Raw genomic sequence first — 13,812 nt, 5'->3', positions numbered from 1 at the left:
GACGCTAATTTGGAGGCCAATCGAACCATGGGAGCCAGCTTGCTCAATCCCCCCTAAGAGGCGTTGGCTGCGCGACTGCGCAGCTGCCGGGTAAACGGAGAATCTGGCACGGCTTTAAACAAACAACGTGATCAGCGCAAAGCCGACGTACCAGACGATGGCCGAGCGGATGAGCAATTCCCACAATACATCCAGGCTGTTGACGCCCTCGACGCCCACCACTGGCGCGGGGACCTCACCGGCGACGCAGCCGACTTTGCTGATCAGGTGAGAAGCGCTGATGTTCCAGTTGAGCAGTTCACTGAGCATCACCCGGCTGACCGCGACGAAGTTTCCGACCAGCGCAAAGCTGGCCGCCAGCAAGCGCACCGGCACCCAGTCAAATGCGTGCCTTGCCTGAGTCGCACGTTCGACCAGCGCCGGGGTTTTGCCGTGTTCCGAAGCAAGGGCCAGCAGGCGGTACGCCAACGCGGCAACCGGGCCGAGCACGAAATACCAGAAAATCACTGCGAAGAAGCCTTGGTAGATCTGCCACAGCAAATACGTTTGAGCGCCGCCCAATAGCTGCTCTTCGTTCTCGGCCAGGACACCCAGGTCACGTTCGGCAACCAGCACCGCTGCTTCCTGATCGCCCCGACGGCAGGCGTCTCGAAATGAGCCGAGGGTGGCTTTCACGTCGCCACGGCCCAGGCTGTAAATCAGCACCAGCAAATGGATCGGCAGCGCGAGCCAGCCATAGGCCACCGAGCCGACAATCAACAATACCAGGGCGAGGACCACCAAAGGCAGCACAACCGTCACCATCAAAATCCACCACGGCCGTTTGGCCGAGCGTGGGTTGGATTCCAGCCGGCTCAATTGAGTGAGCCATGGCCCGTCGCGCTGAATACGCTGGCGCAGGGCCGAGAACTTCTCGACCCAGACCGCCAGCAGCAAAACCAGAAAACTCATTAGCTGTTCCTCACTTCAAACGTCCAGGGCGGCACGAAACCGCGCCCAGTCAAAACACGGACCCGGATCGGTCTTGCGCCCCGGCGCGATGTCGCTGTGACCGCATATGCGTTGCGTCGTAATCGCCGGCCAAGCCGTCTGCAATTGGCGGGTCAGCTCGATCAACGCCTCATATTGCACGTCGGTGAAGGATTGATCATCAGTGCCTTCAAGCTCGATGCCAATGGAAAAATCATTGCACGTCTCGCGCCCCTCAAACACCGACACACCCGCATGCCAGGCACGATCCAGACACGACACGAATTGCGTCACCTCGCCGTCGCGCTCAATCAGGAAATGCGCAGAGACCCGCAGCTCGGCGATGCCTTCAAAGTAAGGGTGTTCTGTGACGTCCAGCCGGTTCTGGAAGAACGCCTGGACCTTGCCGGTCTTGAACTGCGCGGGCGGCAGACTGATGTTGTGGATCACCAGCAACGAGATTTCGTTTTCCGGCCGGGCATTGAAATTGGGTGAAGGGCAATGCTGCGCGCCGTGGCACCAGCCGGTGGCAGGGTCCAGATGCATGGGAAGTCCTTAGGGCGTGAAACGACAGCGCGCAGTATGCCCGCGACTGGAGAGGATGTGGATGGCGAATCAGCCTGGAGGTCACGCAGATTCGCAGGCAGAAGTCGTAGGACCGATCTGGCGCTTAGCCCTTGAGCTTGCGCAGATTACCCAGTACCGACTCCAGCGCGCGGTCGAACAGCAGTGCGTCGTCGAGAACACGAATCGTGCCGCGACGGAATTCCACCGCAAGGCCCATACGGGTTTTCTCAAGGACCTTCATGCCGGTGCGATTGACGAACACGTAGCGCCCGCTCGGCTCGACGATCGCAGCCAGCTTGCAACGCAGCTTATGGGATTCGTCTTCCTGGATCTCTACCCAACTGCCCAGACGAAGCTTTTCGACCTGCAACAAACCTTCGTCGTCAGCAGGCAGCTGCGTCGACGGTTCGCTCTGAATTTGCTCGCCCGGCCCAACCAGCACGATCTCCTCCACCACCGCCATCATCGTGGGGCCGTTAGCGGACTGCGGCTGATCGCCTTCCGCATCACCTTTTGGCGTCCGCGCTACATGGCTGAACGCCTGTACGTGCAACACTTCGAGCTGACTGAAGAATTCGCTGGTGGCAAACGGATCAAAAGCAGCGCTGCTCAAGCCGTCGCGCAGGGACTTCAGCAGCCCCGGCACCAGCTCGAGCAAACGCTGTCGCGCTTCCGGCTCATCATGGGGCTCGACGCTCCAGATCAGATCGTCCATGGCCTGGAGGCCTGAAGCCCACTCGCTCGACTGATCACCGTGCTTCAGGCACGTCAGCAACAGGACCTTGCTCCAGGCCTCCTGCAACAGGCGAACAACTACCTGCGGCAGGGTCTTGCCGAGCAGGCGATCGTTCAACGCCTGCTGCACGCGCTGCCGGGCCAACTCGGCCAATGCGCGACCTTGTTCGGCGTCGCGGGTGCGCTGTTCAAGGAGTTCGCTACGACGACGTTCGTCACTGGTAAAGGCCAGGAAATCCACCAGCAGTTCAGTGAAGATCGCCGGGTCATCGACAAAGTCGTGGAGCAGGCGCTGGACGATCTGATCGATGCGGGCGTAGAGCGAGTCGCGCTGGGTGTCATCGCGACCACCCCAGCCAAGCGCTGCAGAGGCGATTTCGTTCAGCAGCCGGCGCGCAGGGTGGCTGCCACGGCTGAAGAAACTCTTGTCGATGACCGCAACCTTGAGCATCGGAATCTGCAAACGACCGATCAACGCACGCAGCGAACTCGGCAGGTTGCGGTCGTCGAGGATGAACTCAAACAGCATCGAGATGAGGTTGATAACGTCCTCATCCATTGTGCCGACGACGCGAAACTTACCGCTTCTCGCGCTGACCCGGCTGATCAACTGCTCAAGCTGAGCGCGCAGATCGAAATCGTCGCTCTCCTCAACTTTCGGGACGTACTGTTGCAAGTGGGACAGTAGACGCAGCAAGTCCTGGCTGGAAATTGGGCGCGCATCGGTCACCGAATCAGGGCGCGGCGTCAGATGACCACGCACGTGCACCAGTAACTCCTGCAGCGCGGAAAACACGTCCTGCACGCTTTTATCGAGGCTTTCGGTCGCCTGCAGGATGGCGGCGTTGTCGGCACGCACGGCTTCGCTCGAAAGCGGCACGCTGGCAATACGATCAGTCGAGCGGCGGGACGGCAATGCCTTCAATTCCGGCAATACACCTGCGGAAATTAACAACTGGTTGGCTTCCTCATAAAGCTGATCGGCGTTGCTCAAGGCGTACTTCTCAAACAGCTTGAGAATGATCAGCTTCACCTTGATTTCAACGCCCAGACTGCGCCCGGCTTGCAGGAAATAGTCGCACAGCAGCGTCGGGCCCAACGGATTGGTCTCGTCGGTCAACGGCTGGGGGATGAGTACGTTCAAACGTGTGGTCAATTGACCGAGGGCGATACCGTCGCGACTCATGACCTTGACCACCATCGCGTCAACCGCAACGGTGCGTTCGAGATCATCGTTATGGACCAGCGCGAGCTTGTCGTAGGAAACGGGCTCGGGCATTGGAGGCTCGGCCACTTCGTATTGGCCCAGGCGCAGGAATGCTTCAAAGAACTTGTCGAGGAAATTGCGCTCGATGCTTTTGCGCTTCAGACGCAAGTCGCGCATGGCTTCAAAAAAAATGTTCTGCTCAGCGTTGTTGTGAGCACGGTCGGCCATTTCGAAGAGCGTGTCGTCGGCATTGTCGAACAGCGTCTGCAGGCTTTCCTTCAGTTGCTGGGCGGCCCGGTCACGAACCTGAAGCAGAACGACGGGCAGCCGAGCGACAGGCGAAGAACCGGGATGATCCGCACCTGCCTTCAAGGGCACCACTTTGTTACCGTCGTTCTGCATCAAGGACTCCTTCACACCGTCGACACAACTGCTTTAACAACAGCTACACCCCGCGGCGAACGAAGACTCGACTCCATTCGGACGGATCTCAAAATTTTATCCCTGGGGATGTCGCAGGCTAACGTCAACGCTATGACGTCAAATACAAGGCGAAAGTATCAGGTAAATCAGGGCCGCTCGCCAGCGGACTCTTCGCCTTAATTGGAATAATAGAAGGCGGCGAAGGGACATGTGCAGCGATAGACCATCAAAATCACAATCTGTCGCATAATCGAGGAAAAAACCGACAAAGTGCAGGTTATGCATTCGAGTGGACACCTGGCGTACGTAGGTTGGTACACGCGTCTGCCATATACTCTGCGCACTTAGTCCGTGGAGCCTGATATGCCAAACCTACGTCTTGACGCCCTCACTGCCGAAATCGAAGCCAACGTGCGCCGTGCGTTGCTGGAGGATGTGGGCAGTGGCGACATCACCGCGCAGCTGATTCCGGCGGAGCGACTGGCCAAAGCCACCGTCATTTCCCGGGACGCTGCAGTGATTGCAGGCACGGCGTGGGTCGATGCTGTTTTCCGTCAGCTTGATCCGCGCGTCGCCGTGCATTGGCAGATTGTTGACGGCGATCGCGTGCAGCCCAATCAAGCGCTGTTCCACCTGGAAGGTCCCGCCCGTTCCCTGCTGACGGGCGAACGCAGCGCTCTCAACTTTCTGCAGCTGCTGTCAGGCGTTGCCACCCGCGCGCAGCGCTACGCCGACATGGTTGCCGACACTCAGGTCAAACTGCTCGACACTCGCAAAACCCTCCCGGGCCTGAGAATGGCGCAGAAATATGCCGTCACCTGCGGCGGCTGTCATAACCACCGCATCGGCTTGTTCGACGCCTTCCTGATCAAGGAAAACCACATCGCCGCGTGTGGCGGTATTGCCGAAGCCATTACCGCCGCGCACAAGATCGCGCCGGGCAAGCCCGTGGAAATCGAAGTGGAGAGCCTCGACGAACTCAAACAGGCCCTCGATGGCGGCGCTGACATCATCATGCTTGATGAACTGAGCCTGGACGACATGCGCGAAGCCGTGCGCCTCACGGCGGGTCGCGCCAAGCTGGAGGCCAGCGGGGGTGTGACTGACGCGACGTTGCGCACCATTGCCGAGACTGGCGTTGATTACATTTCTATTGGGACGCTGACTAAGGATGTGAAGGCTGTGGATTTGTCGATGCGACTGAGCCTCTGAGGTTGTGGCAGCGTCTTAAAGGTTGAACTGCGCCGGTTTCTCGGGCTCTGCTTGTTATGGGCTCGAGATCCCTAAGATCGAATTGGTGATTAGACGAATGAGGAGATGACTATGGCTGACGAGAAGCAACCTGTCGAACCTGAAGAGGATGTCCCGGCTCATTCGACTGAAGAGGAGAAGGAGCGATTGAAGGATTTCAATAAGGACGGGATACCACCGGGGATTTGTTGATCGCTTTTTGACCCTCAGCGCCCTATTCCCCTGGGCGCTGTGCATTTTAAGGCATGACTCCGTCGGCCTTAAATAATCAACTAAACAAGGTCCGGCGCAGCTTCAAGCAAAGCGCAGAACATAGGCATATCTCAGTCAGCACAGTCGCAAGCGCCGCGCCATCAACGCCCATGACCGGAATCAATATCAAGTTCAGTGCGACGTTCACTGTAACGGCAATAATTAAGCTCTTCGCAAACCATCGTTCCTGCTGGGTGGCGATGGCATGCTGCTCCATCACATAGTTTGGAAGCGCAAAAATCAGTCCGGCGAACAGCAGACGAATGATGGTGTGGGCCCCATCCGAGTAATCGCTTCCGAACAAGAGGCCTACTACCCAAGGGCCAAGTACCCATCCGCCCACCGCCAAAAGCAAACCAACGAACGCCGCTCCAACTACTGAGTTGCGGCTGAATCGGCTTCCCTCGTCGCCATCCACTGCCAGTATTCTCATCCTCCGAAATAGCATCAGAGCCACCGGCGTAGCCAGCGCCATCAGGCCGTCCTGGATCCGCGTCGCTACCGCATACTGACCAATCGCAGGCACTTCTCCCAACAGGTGCCGGAGAATGATGATGTCAATGTGGTGATAGAGAGTGGAAGCAAGGCCGACCGCGAAGAAACTCAACGAACTGCGGTAGGCCCAAACCGGCACCTTCCACTCGATTCGGCGCAGCGCTGGGAAGTGCTTGAAGTGACACGCGAGTGTCAGCCCGAGGCCAAGCCCCCAAGCAAGAAAAATCGACACCGGGGCAGCGCCAGCGATGAGCACCGATCCAAGTACAAGCAAGGCGCTTACGGTTCTGCCATAGAAAAGAAACTGGGCATCTCGTTCAAAATTTCCGGCGCCCTTAAACCAAGAGGACTGCCATTGAGTGAGAGTTATCATGGCGAAGCAGAAGATGCCGGCCATGAGAGCAGGCCCGTCTACCCAAAGGTGCAATGCGCCAGCCAGCAACAGAAAAACTGAAGTTGTTAGCAGCAGGTGCATCAGCGCAGTGCTTGGTAGTTCTGAGTAACGTGTGCTTAGAGCAGCGGATGGCGACGCACGCTCCCGCATCAAGAGCGTGTTGAAACCTGCATCCTGCATAAGCACAAGAACGCTCACCAGCACATAGATGTAGGTGTAATGCCCAAACGAGCTTGAACCCATACTGCGCGCGAACAGGACCGAAAGGCCCAACGAGACTGCAGCGGAGTAAGCCGTCACGCCCCACTGCATTGCCAAGGGAGCCAACTGCTTGATGAGTGATGCTCTCGGCGCTAGCTCCATTGCAAATACACCTTCTGGCAGGAACCGTGATGCTGGCGAGTCGGGCAGATTGGAGAGATGGAGCTATTCGATGGAGGTAACACGAACCGACCTTTTTATAACTACGGAGGAAGGTCGCGAGACCGGAGTGATGCTCGGGTTGACGCTTATGCTCGTTGAGCTTTGGGCTTCTATGTGAACGCTGATGAGAAATGGTGCCGAAAATAGGAATCGAACCTACGACCTTCGCGTTACGAGTGCGCTGCTCTACCGACTGAGCTATTTCGGCGTTATTAATGGTGCGAAATTAGCAGTATTTGTTTGCTCCAACAAGCGGCCACCGGGCTGCGCAATGACTCCCTGCATCCAGAACCGAGGTTGGAATCGCCCTCCATGCTCCTGGATGTAAACCTGCTCGCGCTGCTCAAGATTTGGGGCATCGCGAACGGCTATATAGCCCAGATATGCGACCGCCAATGTCAATATGGCAACCCATCCTCTTTGCCCAATTGTCCGAACCGCCGTGGGCGCAGGCGAAAATTCATGGATGCCGATCAGCCAGCCCACGACAATGGCGAGCCACAGCTGCGAGTAAGGCATTACGATAACGCCATCGACCATTGACTGAGTCAACGCGCCAATCAAACTCGCGAACAGACAGACTCGCAATAAGTCCACAGACTCAGTCGACCTGTGGTTCGCGCGAATCAAACGGAACGTAGCCCATAATCCTTTAGAGACGAGCCACATTACCAAAAGTGTAGAAGGGATCCCCCATTCGCAGGCCCACTGCAAGATAGCTTGATGGGGATGTGCCGCTACGGGATTAGGGATGTCAGCGAAGTGCATAGGGCCGAACCCTAGGAGCGGCCGCTCCTTAATCATTTCCCACGCTTGGTGCCAAATAATTTCACGGGCGGAGAGCGATGTGCTTAGCCTGTCGCCTGCGAAATTCACAACTTCAATATCCAACTTGCTCGGCAAAATGTTGAAGAGCAACCAGAATAATGTCAGGCCGGCAAGCATCGCGAGCACCTGCCAGCCGACCCAGCGCCGACCTTGAATACCACAAAGCGCTAGCACTGCAGCGGCGCCCGCCATGCCCATCCACGTGCCCCGCGTCCCGCCCGAGATGGCGACCACCCACCAGCAAGTGAGCAAGATAAAAGCCCACTTTTTTTCCGCCGGCCTAGTAATAGCTAATAACGAAAACGCTAGTAGAGGAAGCGTAAACGTCTGAAACTGCCCATAAAAACGTTTGTTTGAGAAGCCTTCCAGCAGAATATCGGTATCCAAAGTTTTGAAACCGCTTGTGAATGCTGCTAGCAACCCCGCACCGAACTGAACGCACTTGACGGTACAGAGGATGATTACAAGAATCCAAAGTAGCCGATCTAATCGATGCCCCAGGTCACGCCGTCTTTCGGCGATTATCAAGCTCGACCCAATACAACTCGCAATCAAAGCTAACTCTGTTAAAGCCCACTCCGGTTGGTGCGCAAGTATTACCGAGTTTGAAGCCAGCACGAACAACGTAATACTGACTACTTGGACGGATCGCAAAGAGAGAAGTTGCTGGGGACGGACCAAAGTACCGAAAAGAGTAATCACCAACAAAACCAGAACAGTAGCAATCTGGAAAACGCGTTGCGAATCATGCCCCACGAATGCATGCAGAGTAACGGGTGCAATTAATAGAAAAAAAAACAAGCTCACAAAAAAAACAAATCCTCTATTCATTGCGTCTCGCATCGCAACCTCAACCCAACAAGTACCCTAACAAGCATTAAAAACCCGGCGTATAAAGGCCGGGTTCATTTGACGCACCGACCGCTATAGTAACAGGTCGTAAATTGCAGAGTTTATCAGGTACCAGTGCCCGCGCAGCCCGACACAGAGTACTTAGTGGTGTTTGTACAGCTCCAGACGCCAGCAGTGGTGCGCGAAAGTGTTACTGCCTTGTTGTTCACTGCCGGGTTCCCCTTAATTGCGCAAGAAATGCTGGCGGTGCCGTCGACAGCAACCGATGCAGTGGTTGCGCAGCGGGTAGTCGAAGCGGTGAGGCCGATATCAGTGACAGATGTAGTCGCCGCAGCGCCTTCGTTGATTCTTGTCTCAGCCAATGTTTTGCCCGGATTGATCTCAGCAAGCGCCGCCCCTAACTGCGATTTACCTGTGTAATCCTGATAAGCAGGCAGCGCGATTGCCGCCAAGATGCCGATGATCGCGACCACGATCATCAGTTCGATCAAAGTAAAACCTTTCTGTGAGTTCATCACGACTTCTCCACCGTCAATTATTAGATCACGCTTAGGGATCAAGCATTTGCCGTGCCAACAAACGCTATAGCAAAGATTGAGCCGTTGCTATGAATGAAAAGTACGTAGGGTCTGGATTCTGGGCAGAATGTGACATTTATTGTCACTAGCAGGAGGTTGATTGGCAGCCTTGCCTGACTGCGCTATAAACAAGCCTTGTCCGTATCTGGTGGCTGTAATGACTGATGTCGTCCTAACCGGTTTAGCTAAACAGCTCGTCGTCGCTGAATTACTCGACGAAAAAACAGCTCAGCAGGCGTACCAGCAAGCACGAAAAGACCGGCTTTCGCTGGTGAGCTACCTCGTACAAAGTAAGCTCGTCAATAGCCTGGTTCTTGCGGAAATGGCCTCCGACCAATTCGGCCTGCCTTTCTTGGATTTGACCAACCTCGACAAAGATAGTCAGCCTAGAGGATTGGTTAGCGAGAAGCTGATCCGCCAGCATCATGCTCTGCCACTGTGGCGGCGCGGTAACAAGCTATTCGTAGGGGTTTCGGACCCTACCAACCACCAAGCGATCACCGACATTCAGTTCAGTACCGGCCTGACCACTGAAGCTATCCTGATTGAAGACGATAAGCTGACGGCGGGCATTGACAAGTTTTTCGATACTAGCACCGGCCTCGGCGAGATGGCCGATGTTGATCTGAGTCTAGAGATTGAGACTACCTCCGATAGCAAGGAGACGATGCTCAGTGAAGTCGACGCTGAGGATGCGCCAGTCGTACGCTTCGTGAACAAAATGTTAATGGACGCTATCCGGCTAGGTTCGTCGGACCTACATTTTGAGCCATACGAGAAGATCTTTAGAGTACGTCTACGTACTGACGGTATTCTGCATGAGGTGGCAAAACCACCGACCCAGCTGGCAGGTCGCATCGCCGCGCGGCTCAAAGTAATGGCGGGATTGGATATCTCAGAGCGCCGCAGACCACAAGATGGCAGAATAAAGCTCCGTATATCAAAAAACCGAGCCATCGACTTTCGAGTAAATACCCTGCCTACGCTATGGGGCGAGAAAATCGTAATGAGGATCCTAGATCCCACCAGCGCGCAAATGGGAATTGATGCGCTTGGCTATGAACCAGAACAAAAGGCGCTGTATCTGGAGGCGTTGAGCAAGCCGCAGGGAATGATCTTGGTAACGGGGCCGACGGGTTCTGGCAAAACCGTATCGCTCTACACAGGGCTTAACATCCTTAACACCACAGATATCAATATTTCCACCGCAGAAGACCCAGTGGAAATCAACCTGGAAGGTATTAATCAGGTCAACGTCAACCCCAGACAAGGAATGGATTTCTCTCAAGCACTCCGAGCATTTTTACGTCAGGATCCTGACGTCATCATGGTGGGCGAAATCCGTGATTTGGAGACTGCCGAGATAGCGATAAAAGCGTCGCAAACCGGCCACATGGTCCTATCCACGCTGCATACCAACAGTGCAGCCGAGACCCTGACCCGCCTGCATCATATGGGCGTTGCGGCATTTAACATAGCCACCGCCATTAACCTAATCATTGCCCAGCGCCTTGCTCGAAAGTTATGCCCTCACTGCAAGAAGGAAATTTCGGTACCGCGGGATACTTTGCTATCTGAGGGATTCCCCGAGGACCGTATCGGCAGCTTCAAGCTTTACTCCCCGGTAGGCTGTGAGCATTGCAACGCAGGATACAAGGGGCGAGTCGGCATATATGAAGTCGTGAAAAACACTCCTGCACTGGAACGCATCATTATGGAGGAAGGTAACTCGATTGATATCGCGACACAAATGCGCAAAGACGGTTACAACGACCTGCGTACCTCCGGGCTTCTAAAGGCCATGCATGGGCTGACCAGCCTGGAAGAAATCAATAGGGTAACCAAGGACTAACGATGGCGATCAAAGCAGTAAAAGTCAGCGTCTTTACTTGGGAAGGGCTCGATAAAAAAGGCAACAAGGTCAATGGCGAGCTCAACGGACATAACCCTGCGCTCGTCAAGGCCCAGCTGCGAAAACAAGGAATTAACCCTACAAAGGTTCGAAAGAAATCTATTTCAATACTTGGCGGCGGGAAAAGAATAAAACCGTTGGATATCGCGTTTTTCACGCGTCAAATGGCAACCATGATGAAAGCCGGGGTACCCCTATTACAGTCGTTTGAAATCATCGGAGAGGGTTCGGAAAACCCGAAAATGCGAAAATTGCTGGACGACATCAAACAGAGCGTCGCCTCCGGCCACAGCTTAGCGACATCGCTTCGTCAAAAGCCCGAATACTTTGATGATTTATATTGCAATCTTGTGGACGCGGGTGAACAGGCTGGCGCACTGGAGACGCTGCTCGATCGCGTAGCAACGTATAAAGAAAAAACAGAATCTCTTAAGTCAAAAATCAAAAAAGCAATGAGTTACCCCATTGCGGTTGTTGTGGTCGCTTTCGTCGTAACCGCTATACTTCTCGTAAAAGTTGTACCGCAATTTCAGTCTATATTTGAAGGCTTTGGCGCCGAACTTCCCGCATTCACATTGATGGTTGTTCACCTTTCAGAGTTCGTACAGGGCTACTGGTATATAATACTCGCCGCTTTAGTAGCACTTTATCTAGGTTTGAAGCGAATTCATAAAAGCTCAGAAAAATTTCGGAATTGGGTCGATCGTGCCGTACTCAAAATTCCAGTGATCGGTCCGCTACTCTATAAGTCTGCAGTAGCTCGCTATGCAAGAACCCTTTCCACGACCTTTTCCGCCGGCGTGCCGCTCGTAGAGGCCTTGGATTCCGTATCAGGGGCCACGGGCAATATCGTATTTAAAAACGCAGTTAATAAGATCAAGCAAGATGTGTCCACCGGCATGCAGCTAAATTTTTCTATGCGTAGTACTGGGGTGTTTCCCATGCTTGCGGTGCAAATGACTGCTATTGGTGAGGAGTCCGGGGCTTTGGACTCAATGCTAGATAAGGTTGCCACTTACTATGAGGAAGAAGTCGATAATATGGTCGATAGTCTTACCAGCCTCATGGAACCCCTGATCATGGCTTTTCTTGGTGTCATAGTCGGTGGGCTTGTTATCGCTATGTACCTCCCAATCTTCAAACTCGGCAGCGTCGTCTAACCATGCCCCTCCTCGACCTCCTGGCCAGTTCCCCGCTGGCCTTTGTTTTATGCGCACTCGTCTTGGGCCTGCTCGTCGGCAGTTTCCTCAACGTCGTCGTCTATCGCCTGCCCAAAATGATGATCCGCGACTGGAAAACCCAGTCCCGGGAAATGCTCGACCTCCCCCCCGAGCCGCAACTACAAACCTTCAACCTCATCCTCCCCCACTCCCGCTGCCCGCATTGCTCACACAAAATCCGCGCATGGGAGAACATCCCCGTCGTGAGCTACCTGCTTCTAGGCGGCAAGTGTTCCCAGTGCAAAGCCCCCATCAGCAAGCGCTACCCCCTCGTTGAATTGGCGTGTGGCTTACTCTCGGCCTTTATTGCCTGGCATTTCGGTTTCGGCTGGCAGGCAGGGGCAATGCTGGTACTTACGTGGGGACTGTTGTCGATGAGCCTGATCGATGCCGACCACCAGCTTCTGCCGGACGCAATCGTGTTGCCGCTGTTGTGGCTGGGCCTGATCGTCAACGCGCTCGGGCTGTTCACGTCGCTGACCGACGCACTGTGGGGCGCGGTCGCCGGGTATCTGGTGTTGTGGTGTGTGTTCTGGCTGTTCAAGCTGATCACCGGCAAGGAAGGCATGGGTTACGGCGACTTCAAGTTGCTGGCCATGCTCGGCGCGTGGGGCGGGTGGCAGATTCTGCCGTTGACGATTCTGCTGTCGTCGATTGTCGGGGCGGTGTTGGGCCTGATTCTGCTGCGTTTGCGCAATGTCGAAACCAGCACGCCGATCCCCTTCGGTCCTTATCTGGCGCTCGCGGGGTGGATCGCTTTGCTCTGGGGTGATCAAATAACGACTTCGTATTTGCAGATCGCCGGTTTCAGATGACTTCTCCTGCGTCAAAACCCTGGATTCTCGGCCTCACCGGTGGCATCGGCAGCGGCAAGAGTGCGGCGGCTCAGAGCTTCATGGAGCTGGGCGTGCACTTGGTGGACGCCGATAACGCTGCCCGTTGGGTCGTCGAACCCGGGCGCCCTGCCCTGACGCAGATTGCCGAGCACTTCGGCGCGAGCGTGTTGCAGGCCGATGGCGCGCTGAATCGCTCGGCGCTGCGCGAGCTGATTTTCAAGGATCCGCAGCAGCGGGTCTGGCTCGAAGGTCTTCTGCATCCACTGATCCGCGAAGAAATCCGTCAGTACTTCGCACGCGCTGAGTCGGCTTACGCGATTCTGGTGTCGCCGCTGCTGCTGGAGACTTCTCAGCACCAGATGGTGCAGCGGGTGTTGGTCATTGATGTGCCGGAGTCGGTGCAGATAGAGCGCACCGTGCTGCGCGACAAGACCAACGAGGAACAGGTGCGGGCGATTCTCAAGGCGCAGGCCAGTCGCGAGGAGCGCTTGAGCCGGGCCGATGATGTGATCGTCAATGACCGTGACCCAGCCTGGCTGAAAAGCGAAGTCGAGCGTCTGCATCACTTTTATTTAACTTTGCGTGGAGGCCAATGATGAGCCAACCAATGACCGTCGATTGCCCAACCTGCGGAGCGCCCGTTGAATGGACGCCGGAGAGTAAATTTCGGCCGTTCTGTTCGGACCGTTGCAAGCTGATCGACCTGGGCGCCTGGGCGTCGGAAGAACATGCGATTCCGGTTGCGCCGGACGCTGAAGACGAGCTGTTCTCCGGTGACCTTGACCCTCGTCAGCATTGATACAACCGAGTGGCCGAATGGCCAGCAACCTGCAACAAATCGCAAAAAACAAAAAAGCTTCGCGACCTTAA

General features: G+C 55.4%; 12 protein-coding genes and 1 tRNA gene. 6 read left to right on the top strand and 7 right to left on the bottom strand.

Going from position 1 to position 13,812, the window contains the following annotated elements:
* Positions 1-114: 114 nt before the first annotated feature.
* The 3 genes from ampE to IFT47_RS16485 form a co-directional block, all read right to left on the bottom strand.
* Positions 115-951 carry a regulatory signaling modulator protein AmpE gene (ampE, locus tag IFT47_RS16495; RefSeq protein WP_192173356.1) on the bottom strand — a complete coding sequence of 279 codons (837 nt, stop codon included), beginning with the start codon at positions 949-951 and terminating at the stop codon, positions 115-117.
* A gap of 15 nt (positions 952-966) precedes the next feature.
* Entirely contained in the window at positions 967-1,515 is a 549-nt protein-coding gene (ampD, locus tag IFT47_RS16490; RefSeq protein ID WP_192173357.1) for a 1,6-anhydro-N-acetylmuramyl-L-alanine amidase AmpD, read from the bottom strand.
* Positions 1,516-1,639: 124 nt separating this feature from the next.
* Positions 1,640-3,880: a DUF1631 domain-containing protein gene (locus tag IFT47_RS16485; protein ID WP_192173358.1), complete on the bottom strand. Its 2,241-nt coding sequence runs from the start codon at positions 3,878-3,880 to the stop codon at positions 1,640-1,642.
* Between the two features lie 384 nt (positions 3,881-4,264).
* On the opposite strand from IFT47_RS16485, the gene nadC reads away from it, so the two are divergent.
* Positions 4,265-5,113, top strand: coding sequence for a carboxylating nicotinate-nucleotide diphosphorylase (nadC, locus tag IFT47_RS16480; RefSeq protein ID WP_192173359.1), 849 nt, complete (start codon positions 4,265-4,267; stop codon positions 5,111-5,113).
* A gap of 307 nt (positions 5,114-5,420) precedes the next feature.
* Here the strand turns inward: nadC and IFT47_RS16475 are convergent, their stop codons facing one another.
* The 4 genes from IFT47_RS16475 to IFT47_RS16460 form a co-directional block, all read right to left on the bottom strand.
* A complete protein-coding gene (locus IFT47_RS16475; protein ID WP_244655969.1) occupies positions 5,421-6,605 on the bottom strand; it encodes an oligosaccharide flippase family protein in 1,185 nt (394 codons plus the stop codon).
* Positions 6,606-6,848: 243 nt separating this feature from the next.
* Positions 6,849-6,924, bottom strand: a tRNA-Thr gene (locus IFT47_RS16470).
* A complete protein-coding gene (locus tag IFT47_RS16465) occupies positions 6,915-8,375 on the bottom strand; it encodes an O-antigen ligase family protein (protein ID WP_192173361.1) in 1,461 nt (486 codons plus the stop codon). The genes IFT47_RS16470 and IFT47_RS16465 overlap by 10 nt, the downstream gene beginning before the upstream one ends.
* A gap of 125 nt (positions 8,376-8,500) precedes the next feature.
* A complete protein-coding gene (locus IFT47_RS16460; RefSeq protein WP_192173362.1) occupies positions 8,501-8,911 on the bottom strand; it encodes a pilin in 411 nt (136 codons plus the stop codon).
* A 220-nt stretch (positions 8,912-9,131) separates the two neighbouring features.
* Here IFT47_RS16460 and pilB point away from each other — a divergent pair, with 220 nt between their 5' ends.
* Genes pilB through yacG form a run of 5 tightly spaced genes read left to right on the top strand, consistent with a single transcriptional unit; the run spans position 9,132 to position 13,741 of the window.
* Complete coding sequence (pilB, locus tag IFT47_RS16455; RefSeq protein ID WP_192173363.1) at positions 9,132-10,826, top strand: type IV-A pilus assembly ATPase PilB; 1,695 nt, start codon at positions 9,132-9,134, stop codon at positions 10,824-10,826.
* 2 nt (positions 10,827-10,828) lie between these two features.
* A complete protein-coding gene (locus tag IFT47_RS16450) occupies positions 10,829-12,046 on the top strand; it encodes a type II secretion system F family protein (RefSeq protein ID WP_192173364.1) in 1,218 nt (405 codons plus the stop codon).
* Between the two features lie 2 nt (positions 12,047-12,048).
* Entirely contained in the window at positions 12,049-12,921 is an 873-nt protein-coding gene (locus tag IFT47_RS16445) for a prepilin peptidase (RefSeq protein WP_192173365.1), read from the top strand.
* Complete coding sequence (coaE, locus tag IFT47_RS16440) at positions 12,918-13,538, top strand: dephospho-CoA kinase (RefSeq protein WP_192173366.1); 621 nt, start codon at positions 12,918-12,920, stop codon at positions 13,536-13,538. The genes IFT47_RS16445 and coaE overlap by 4 nt, the downstream gene beginning before the upstream one ends.
* On the top strand, positions 13,538-13,741 hold the full coding sequence (gene yacG / locus IFT47_RS16435; RefSeq protein WP_074888353.1) for a DNA gyrase inhibitor YacG: 204 nt from the start codon (positions 13,538-13,540) through the stop codon (positions 13,739-13,741). The genes coaE and yacG overlap by 1 nt, the downstream gene beginning before the upstream one ends.
* Positions 13,742-13,812: the final 71 nt, after the last annotated feature.

Origin of the sequence: Pseudomonas sp. CFBP 13711, assembly GCF_014842265.1 — a bacterium.
GTDB lineage: Bacteria > Pseudomonadota > Gammaproteobacteria > Pseudomonadales > Pseudomonadaceae > Aquipseudomonas.
Note: the sequence above shows the minus strand (reverse complement) of the source record. Positions and strands in the feature narration are given on the sequence as shown.

Bases quoted from the DNA above. Each gene is read 5' to 3' on its own strand.
- nadC (WP_192173359.1), top strand. From the start codon at position 4,265: ATGCCAAACCTACGTCTTGACGCCCTCACTGCCGAAATCGAAGCCAAC.
- yacG (WP_074888353.1), top strand. From the start codon at position 13,538: ATGAGCCAACCAATGACCGTCGATTGCCCAACCTGCGGAGCGCCCGTT.
- pilB (WP_192173363.1), top strand. From the start codon at position 9,132: ATGACTGATGTCGTCCTAACCGGTTTAGCTAAACAGCTCGTCGTCGCT.
- IFT47_RS16450 (WP_192173364.1), top strand. From the start codon at position 10,829: ATGGCGATCAAAGCAGTAAAAGTCAGCGTCTTTACTTGGGAAGGGCTC.
- ampE (WP_192173356.1), bottom strand. From the start codon at position 951: ATGAGTTTTCTGGTTTTGCTGCTGGCGGTCTGGGTCGAGAAGTTCTCG.
- IFT47_RS16445 (WP_192173365.1), top strand. From the start codon at position 12,049: ATGCCCCTCCTCGACCTCCTGGCCAGTTCCCCGCTGGCCTTTGTTTTA.
- IFT47_RS16475 (WP_244655969.1), bottom strand. From the start codon at position 6,605: ATGCAGTGGGGCGTGACGGCTTACTCCGCTGCAGTCTCGTTGGGCCTT.
- IFT47_RS16485 (WP_192173358.1), bottom strand. From the start codon at position 3,880: ATGCAGAACGACGGTAACAAAGTGGTGCCCTTGAAGGCAGGTGCGGAT.
- IFT47_RS16465 (WP_192173361.1), bottom strand. From the start codon at position 8,375: ATGAATAGAGGATTTGTTTTTTTTGTGAGCTTGTTTTTTTTTCTATTA.
- IFT47_RS16460 (WP_192173362.1), bottom strand. From the start codon at position 8,911: ATGAACTCACAGAAAGGTTTTACTTTGATCGAACTGATGATCGTGGTC.
- coaE (WP_192173366.1), top strand. From the start codon at position 12,918: ATGACTTCTCCTGCGTCAAAACCCTGGATTCTCGGCCTCACCGGTGGC.
- ampD (WP_192173357.1), bottom strand. From the start codon at position 1,515: ATGCATCTGGACCCTGCCACCGGCTGGTGCCACGGCGCGCAGCATTGC.